The sequence below is a fragment of the Solirubrobacter ginsenosidimutans genome (genome assembly GCF_027587205.1).
This window is the reverse complement of record NZ_JAPDOD010000086.1, coordinates 20,064-27,074: the sequence shown is the minus strand read 5'-3', so window position 1 is coordinate 27,074 and position 7,011 is coordinate 20,064. Positions and strand designations below refer to the sequence as shown.

At 64.5% G+C, this 7,011-nt stretch carries 8 protein-coding genes and 1 pseudogene; 5 read left to right on the top strand and 4 right to left on the bottom strand.

All coding sequences use genetic code 11. The features are described from left to right. Both OM076_RS42695 and OM076_RS42690 read right to left on the bottom strand, forming a co-directional pair. Nucleotides 1-204: pseudogene (locus OM076_RS42695) on the bottom strand (TIGR03118 family protein); the annotation flags it as partial. 398 nt (nucleotides 205-602) lie between these two features. After that, nucleotides 603-938 (bottom strand): hypothetical protein, encoded by a 336-nt coding sequence (locus OM076_RS42690; protein WP_270046326.1) that lies wholly within the window; start codon nucleotides 936-938, stop codon nucleotides 603-605. 122 nt (nucleotides 939-1,060) lie between these two features. Here OM076_RS42690 and OM076_RS42685 point away from each other — a divergent pair, with 122 nt between their 5' ends. After that, the gene (locus OM076_RS42685; protein WP_270046325.1) at nucleotides 1,061-1,495 is read left to right on the top strand and encodes a hypothetical protein; all 435 of its coding nucleotides are present in this window, start codon (nucleotides 1,061-1,063) and stop codon (nucleotides 1,493-1,495) included. Nucleotides 1,496-1,843: 348 nt separating this feature from the next. On the opposite strand, the gene OM076_RS42680 is transcribed toward OM076_RS42685, so the two are convergent. Further along, entirely contained in the window at nucleotides 1,844-2,593 is a 750-nt protein-coding gene (locus tag OM076_RS42680) for a hypothetical protein (RefSeq protein ID WP_270046324.1), read from the bottom strand. Nucleotides 2,594-3,122: 529 nt separating this feature from the next. Between OM076_RS42680 and OM076_RS42675 the strand changes: the two genes are divergently transcribed. From OM076_RS42675 to OM076_RS42660, 4 genes are all read left to right on the top strand, one after another. Continuing rightward, nucleotides 3,123-3,650, top strand: coding sequence for a hypothetical protein (locus OM076_RS42675; RefSeq protein ID WP_270046323.1), 528 nt, complete (start codon nucleotides 3,123-3,125; stop codon nucleotides 3,648-3,650). A gap of 84 nt (nucleotides 3,651-3,734) precedes the next feature. Continuing rightward, nucleotides 3,735-4,178 (top strand): hypothetical protein, encoded by a 444-nt coding sequence (locus OM076_RS42670; RefSeq protein ID WP_270046322.1) that lies wholly within the window; start codon nucleotides 3,735-3,737, stop codon nucleotides 4,176-4,178. Further along, nucleotides 4,175-4,390, top strand: a complete 216-nt coding sequence (locus tag OM076_RS42665; protein ID WP_270046321.1) for a hypothetical protein — start codon at nucleotides 4,175-4,177, stop codon at nucleotides 4,388-4,390. Before OM076_RS42670 ends, OM076_RS42665 begins: the two co-directional genes overlap by 4 nt. A gap of 361 nt (nucleotides 4,391-4,751) precedes the next feature. Further along, nucleotides 4,752-5,987, top strand: a complete 1,236-nt coding sequence (locus OM076_RS42660; protein WP_270046320.1) for a DUF4062 domain-containing protein — start codon at nucleotides 4,752-4,754, stop codon at nucleotides 5,985-5,987. 12 nt (nucleotides 5,988-5,999) lie between these two features. Here OM076_RS42660 and OM076_RS42655 read toward each other — a convergent pair whose 3' ends face one another. Beyond that, nucleotides 6,000-6,284, bottom strand: a complete 285-nt coding sequence (locus OM076_RS42655) for a hypothetical protein (RefSeq protein WP_270046319.1) — start codon at nucleotides 6,282-6,284, stop codon at nucleotides 6,000-6,002. Nucleotides 6,285-7,011 lie beyond the last annotated feature (727 nt).

The following is a 7,011-nucleotide window of genomic DNA, read 5'->3' as shown; positions in this document are numbered from 1 at the left end:
CGGAGAGGTCGGGCCGGCGGCCAGCCCCCACGCGTTGACGAGGTTCGGATCGACGTTGTCGGCTACGCCGGTGACGTTTGAGACCAGGTTGTGCACCTGATATTGCCCCGCTGGGGGCCGAGCCGAGGCCGGAGCGGCCACTACGAGTGCTGCGAGGATCACCGCCGCTCCGAGCAGCCGGCGGGATGGGGCACGTGCAGACATGGGTCCTCCTTCGGCCGATCAGCGCCGAGTCGGCAAAGACCAGGACGGTCTCCGCCGCCGCGCTGGGTTACGGCGATGACGACGCGACGGTTCGGCCACTCATGAGAGCCGTCTCATGTAACTCCGTGCTCGCGCAGGCCCATTGGTAGGTGATCTATGACATCGCGGTCGTGGTCGTGTTCCACCTCGGGCTCCCGGCGTAGCGCTCCTAGCGTCACCGACTGCGGGTCACCTCGGTCACGGGTGAGACGCCGAACGTCGTCTCCGTCACCGTCGAAGGCCACCGCCTCGACCGGCTGCGCACACGATCGGGGCAGTTCTTCATCTGGCGGTTCCTCGAGATGCCGCGGTCCCGTAGGGCGCATGACGCACTGCACGGAACGGCAGCGCCGGCGGGATCAGAAGAAGATCTCCCCCTGAGGTGGCAGGCTGTAGGCCTGGACGAGCGCTCCGGTGAGCGTGCCGATCTTCTCGTGCGCGTCGCGCAGCAGCACGCCGTCGATGCGCTCCAGCACTCCTCCCGCCTGCTGCTTGACCATCCGGATCTCCGCCGGCGTACGCGCCTCGCGCAGGCACGCCTCCAGCTCGGTGACCCCGATCGGGGTGGGGTCGTGCGCACGGGCGCCGACGATCGCGAGCGCCTGCTCGCCGAGCCCGGCGATCTCGGTAAGCGCCCAGTTCGATTGAGATTCATCCGGCGAAGCCGTTGCGCTGGTCCACGGCGTGTTTGACACTCCCGAAACCGCCTGCGATGCTGCGCGCGCACTCGGGTGATCCTGTGTGGTCTCGTTCCCTCGACGTGATCGCACGTCTCGGAGTCGCCATCGGCGCAAGCAACCACGGACGGAGACCAAGCATGGGCATGCTGGATCACAGGCGTACATGGGAGTACGACGTCGCCGCCACGCCAGACGCATGTATCGAGGCGTTTGGGCGGGCATTCAGCGGTGGTGGAGGCTTGATCAGGGCGAGCTGGGCCGTGAATCGCACAGGCAAGGGCGCCGTGGCGACGTACAAGGGAAGGAAGGGGATCGGGGCTCTCGGCGGCGTGCTGTCCAAGACGGCCGCGCAGGAGCAGGACACTGCGATTGGATCGACGGTCACGTTCCAGATCAATGGATCCACGGGTGGCCGAACGGTCTGTTCGATGTGGTTGAGCGGCTCCGGGAGGTCGGGTATCGGCGGTCTGATGGGAGCGACGTCGGATGCCCGCTTCATCCGCCCGTACATGCAGGCGGTGCGGTCACAGTTGTTGGCCCTGGACGCCAGCGCTCACGTCACGTCCCACTGAGAATCTTGGCTGACCCGTCGACCGAATCGGCCCTCGCAGCGTCGAGGAGGTAGCGTCACCGAGATGAGCTGCGCTCGACACGCGGCGGGCGACCTTGTACCTGAACGCCGGCTCATCGCGGCCGCGGTTGGATCTGGCACGTTCGGAACGCCGGTGCGGCCCGACCGTGTCGAAGTCGGCCTCGTGATCCCGGGGCGTCTCGTGGCGGAGCTGGTGTCCGGCGCGCACGGAGAGTTGCCTCGATCTGGGCTTCACTTGCACGGCCTCACCATTGACGGGGACATCGACTTGTCCTATCGCGAATGGCGAGGCGAACTCGACCTCAGCCATTGCCGCATCGACGGCGCACTAAAGCTGCGACACGCGACGGTCAAAGGCCGAATTTTGCTCGACGGCGCATGGATCCGTCAGATCGACGCGGCCGAGGCCGACATCGAAGGTTCGCTCCACCTTCGCGGTGGCTACCTCGACGCGGGTCTCTACGCCCTGGGGGCCCGCATCACAGGGTCCCTCAACCTCAATCGCACTGAGGTCTGGGCGCCCGAGGACAAGCCGAATCGAAACGCAATCGAGTTGTTTCGGGCACATCTCGGCGACGTTTTTCTCACCCGCACGCGCTTGTTCGGCGGTTTGTACGCGAACGGCGTGACGGTCGACAGGAACTTCAGGTTGCAGGAGGCGCACGTCGTCTCCCGCGAGGCTCTGAGGTGGGAAACAGGCCCGGACAGTGCCGAAAAGGCGGTCGGCTTGGCGGGAGCGTCGCTTCACAGTGCTCTCTATTTGTCGCGCAAGGAGCCCGACGCCGCTTCGTGGCGGATCGAAGGTCCGGTCGTCCTGACGCGCACGTCGTGTGTCACCCTCCGCGTCCGTCAAGCAGACCTCGAAGGGATCCCTCTCAAAGTCGACCACCTGAGCTACGGCCGTCTCGCAGGGATATCTCCACTTGAGTGGCTTGCTGTCCTTGAGCGTACAGACGACGTTTCGAGTCAGCCGTATGTGCGCTTGGCTGGCCTTTGCTGCGAGCTTGGTCGTACCGACTGGCAACGTTGTGTGCTGATCGCGCTGCAGCGACGTCTCACCGCAGAACTCCCTCGGCATTCCGGGGAGCGCATAAGGCGTCGCGTGTGGCAGTGGGCAGTGGAGTACGGCTATCGACCCGGCAGGGCGATCGGCTGGCTCGTTCTCTGCGGCGTGTTGTGCGTCTCGGTCCTGACATCACGCCGCCCAGCGCGCGGTCCTTGGCCACGATGGCCTTGGCGATGTTGGGTGGGGACTTCCTTGTGCGGCAAACCGATGGCGCCCTCCCAGCCCGTCGCGGAGTGGACTCAGTTGCAACTGCAGCGGCGATTGCGATGGATCATGTTTTGCCCTTTGCTGGTCTCGGAGTCTCCAAGCGTTGGTACGCGGACCCAACGACGGCGGACGAGACCGCGTGGCTGGCCTTGTTCCTCGCCATCAAATTTGCCGGGTGGGGCCTGGCAGCCGTTGGCCTCGCCTCGCTAACGGGCGTCCTGAAGCGCCCATAGACGGACCCGGCCGAGGGGTCTGACCAGCTGCGCTATACGGTCAGCAACGACTGACCGGCGCGCGCGTTGCGACGGCTGCAATCGGTGGGCGCGTCGGATCGATGAACACCTCCCAACCAATCCACAGCGACAAGGACGGACTGATGGACGAGCAGCAACTCGCCGCATTTGTTCCGCAGATGCCGGAGTACATCGACGGAGCCACAGACTTCGCTGTCCTGAGCGTGCCTGGGCACGACTCTCGTGGGGTGTGGCGAATGCGGTTCGCACCAGCACTCGTGGTCATGAGGATTCACAAGAACGTGGCACTGGCAATAACGGCGGGTCTCGCGCTCGACGTGCCGTTCAGCATGGAGACCTCCCACTACGTCAACCACTTGAACGCCTCGCAGTTGACAGTGGGGCGCATGTTCGTCAAAGAGTTCGAAGGAACCGGTCGTGGCGCAGTCGTGATGCAGGAGATGATCTTTTGTCAGGACATGGTCGGCAATCCATCGCTGAGCACGCTGTTGCGCATGACGGGAAAGCTGGGCGCTCTCGCTGGGCGCTTGGCCCCAGGCGTGTGCGAACGTCTCGGTGGTCACATCCCGCCGGATGACGCCGACCTACTCATCCTTACTCTTGAATAGCTGGCGCCGGGAGTCATTGAGGAGACGCATGATTGCGCTTGGACGCCGAGCATCCAGACCGAAGCCGACACACGAGGGGGCAAGGTGATCTTCAGACGCCAGGCCAAAGACCCTGCGGATCGCGTTCGTGACATTCTCGACGTGCTCGAGCAACAACATCGGGAGAACAGTCAACGTGCCGTCGGGCTGGTGAACATGCCGAAGTACCAGCGCGCGAAACGGGATCTGGTAGTCATGGGCTCTGAAGCCGTTCCGGCCCTGTCGGAGGCACTCAACGCTCCGCGTGCGAGTACTGACACGGCAGCGGGACAGATCGACGACGGCGTAGCAAACGACATTGCTGAGGTGCTCGGCGACATCGGTGACCCTCGAGCGGTTGGGCCTCTGATGTCATCGTTCAAGCAGTACGTTGTCGCTGCGCATGCGGCGCTTGGACGGTTCCCCGAGGGCGTGAATGCCCTGCTGAGCGGGCTCGACGAGAACGACGAAACGTTCGAGGGTGCTGTATCCAGAGCCTGGGTTTGGTGACGGTCGACCACGCTCGGGCTGTCGACGGCATCATTCGAGCGCTCGATGACCCGTATGCGGAGAATCGGCGAGAAGCGGCACTTGCGGCGTGGCATCTCGGCATTGCCGATCCGGATCTCGTAGAAGCTCTCGGCCGTCGCGCGTCCGCGGACGAGAGCGAGCGGGTGCGCTCGAAGGCAGACGACGCCCTCCGCGCACTCGGACGACGCTGACCCGTCTCACCGCTAACGACACGCGCCGGGAGGCGAGGCAGATGATCGCGGCATTGAGCTCGTTTGCAGGCTCCAGAATCGTGGGCCGTTCGGGCGACCGGGGGGACTGAAGGCCGAGAGCGAGATTGCGTTCTTGACGCGCTGGTTCGCCTGTGAACCGGCGCCGGCCGGCGATCGAGCGGACCGGATTGTTGGGTGATGGGGGACACGGCCTCGCCATGTAACGCGACGTGGTGAAGGGACGATCGTCGCTCGGTCGTGGTTGCTGGTCAGGCGCCTAAGGCCCTATCATGCAGCCTCTTCCTTATTCAGAGTTGTATTTTCACTTCGAGTCCACTCAACAATACAGGACAAGCAACCATTGGACCGGCTCTTTACGTGCTTCGTCTCATCGACGTTCCTCGATCTTCGCGAGGAGCGGCAGAGACTTGTCCGCGTACTGCTCTCCAACGAGTGCGTTCCCCTCGGAATGGAGTTCTTCCCATCGGCGGGTCGTAGCCAATGGCCGATCATCCAGGAGTCGATCGAAGCGGCCGATTTCTGCATCTTCGTCGTCGGCGGCCGCTACGGCTCGATTAGCGACCAGCCACCGCTGTCCTGGACGCGCCGTGAGTTCCGCGAGGCGTCGGCGCGCGGCAAACCGATCGCGGCGATGCTGCACGCCGATCCAGGTTCACTACCGTTCGATCTCAGCGAGCCGACGGCAGAGGCACGCCATCTCCTCGGAGAGTTCCGTGCCGAGTTGGAAGCGCACACTGTGTGCAGGTACTACCGAGACCAGGCTGACCTCGTCGAAGCGGTCACTGCATCGATCCGCACCATCCGCGACCAGGCGGCGGTTCCGGGCTGGATCCGCCGCGGCTCGGATGCAGTTCCCGCCGAAGAGCCGGACTTTGATCGCGTCTATGAGCTGCTGGGGATCGATTGGAGCTTTCGGCCGTCGGCGACTCGTCCCGACACCGTCGATGGGGACTACGTTGGTCGCCGTCGACTCCTCTGCAACGACGTCAACGGGCTCGGATACTGCGCGGTCGACTTCACGCGTGGCAATCAGCGTCATTTGCCGTTCGACGAGTACTCAACGCCCCGCTTGACGCTGCGCAACGACGAGCGAACGGGCAACGGAGCAACGCGACTGGATCGACCACGGAAGACCGAGGGCTCGACGTTCGTTCAGGATATTGTCTTCCGGCCTCCGCTCAGTGCCGGCGAGATGTCCGACTTTACGCTGGCCGGACAATTTCGTTCCTACAAGTTCCGGTACCGCGAACAGATACTCGAGGCCACTGCAGATGCGCGCGGGGGCGCGAGGAACTATGAGTGGATCTCACGTCGGATCGCATTTCCGACCCGTCGGTTGGAGATGCGGGCATTTCTGTCGGCCGAGCTCGATGCCACACCGTTCGGCCCGTTGGTCGGCCGCTCGGCGGTGACGGTCGACGCCGCACTCAGCGCAGACCTGCAGAGGTCCGGGGCGTACACCGTCGCGCCGAGCGAACGCGATGGGCAGGCGGGCATTGAGATGAGCCTGGTCGTCGAAAATCCTTCGCTTCTGCGTCGTTATCGCCTCGCATGGGAGCTGCCGACCCGACCCTGAGCGCATCGGTGGTTACCTGCTGGCGATCCGCGCTCCGGGATCGAGCGCGCGGATCTCCTTTTCAACGGCCTGCATGTACGGCCGGATGAACCGGGCATCGGACGTGGCTCCCAAGAGGCCGCCGATCCCCGCACGCCCGAACGAACTCAGCGACATCGAGCACTCGGTGCGACCGTTGCCGTTGCCAGAAGTCTGGAAGGTCACTTCCGAGCCGATCGCGGAATCAGCGTCGTGCACGGAAGTCTTGGACATCGTCCCAAGCGCGCCGAGCCCCTTGCGGCCCTCGTAGGTGGCCACGGTGCCGCCGCTTCGTTACCTGACCGTCCACTTGGCTTTCGCGACCAGACCGCCAGAGCCGGAGAACGCGCGGCCGAATGCGTCCAGGCATTGAGCCCGTGGCCCCGGGACGTCGTACTCCCAGGTGCGGCGATGGTCCAGCATTCCCATTGCGATCGACCCCACCTTGATGGCAGACTGCGAACCGGGCCATCGCCCACGCGGTGGGTCAAGCCAGACCATACAGTGACGGTCGATTACTCGCGCGCACGATCTCGCGAGGCTGCGCACGCCGCGTAGCCGGTCGTTCGACGTGTCCTTACGCGAGCGCGACCGGCTCGACAACGCCAGAACCGACAAAGCGCGAACACCGGCTCCCCTTCAGCGCCGCGAGGCCTTGAGATTGTGCGAGCTCGCGCGGCCCGAGGTCAGCCGACGTCGGACCAGTTCCAATCGAGGTCGCGTTACGGGAGGGATCGGTTGAGATTGCCCGCATGGTTGAACCGATTTCGTTGTCGATCGGCGCCGTCGTGGCGGCACTGGTAGCCAGGGCCTCTGAGCGGGCGGCGGAGTGACCTGGCCGGCGGTTCCGCACCTTCCGAAGCCACCGCCGAAGCTCAGGGTCTCTTGATCAAAGGAGCTACAAGAAGGCGGGTGTTCGCGTACGGACATGGGACAGACGACGACTCCCCGCACGCGAACTCGCCGTTCCGCAACTCCGAGAACCGCTCGATCGTTGGGTACCCGG